The 700-nt window shown below is 80.9% G+C and carries 1 protein-coding gene; it reads right to left on the minus strand.

Going from position 1 to position 700, the window contains the following annotated elements:
- On the minus strand, window positions 1-700 hold a 700-nt coding region (locus HUX53_RS28175), incomplete at both ends, for a wax ester/triacylglycerol synthase domain-containing protein (protein ID WP_303623184.1).

Below are 700 nucleotides of genomic sequence, written 5' to 3' on the forward strand. Positions count from 1 at the left end.
GTTCGGTGGGGGTCGTGGCGGTGCGTCGTCAGGGCGGTCGTGGTGTGGGCGTGCGGCGCGGCCGCTGTGGCGGGTGGTGGTGGGGGGTATGGGCACCGGGGCCGGGCCGGCCTGACGGGTGGCGGCCGCGGTCCGGGCGGTGGCGTCGAGGCCGAGCTGGACCAGGCGGGGCAGGACGGCGGCGGCGCGCGTGAGCCGGCCCGGCCCGCGCGCCGGGCCCACCGCGGGCAGCGCCGGGTCGAGGAGCCCGCGCAGGATGTCGACGACGCCGATCCCGTCGGCGATGGCGTAGTGGAACAGGACCACGACGGCGTCCGGGCCGGCGGATCCGCGGCGGACGAGCCAGAACCGCCACAGCGGGCGCCCGGGGTCCAGCGGCTCGGCGACGAGGCGGGCGACGAGGCCGTCCAGCGCGCGCCGCCCGCCGGACGCCGGCAGGTCCACCTCCCGGACATGCCGGCGCAGGTCGACGGTGCCGGTCTCCACCCAGCGCGGCCGCCGGAACGCGCCGCCGGGGCGGACCCGCTGGGTGAGCCGCGGCAGCCGGGGCAGCCGCTCGGCGAACAGGGCGCGGACCCGCTCGGCGGAGGGCCCGCGCCCGGTGAACTCGGCGACGCCGCCCACCACCTGCGGGACGTCCCGGCTCTCCACGTGCAGGAAGAAGGCGTCGGCGGCGGCGGCGCGCCGCTCCCGGCCGGGG

Source organism: Actinomadura sp. BRA 177, from assembly GCF_013372625.1.
Taxonomy (GTDB): domain Bacteria; phylum Actinomycetota; class Actinomycetes; order Streptosporangiales; family Streptosporangiaceae; genus Spirillospora.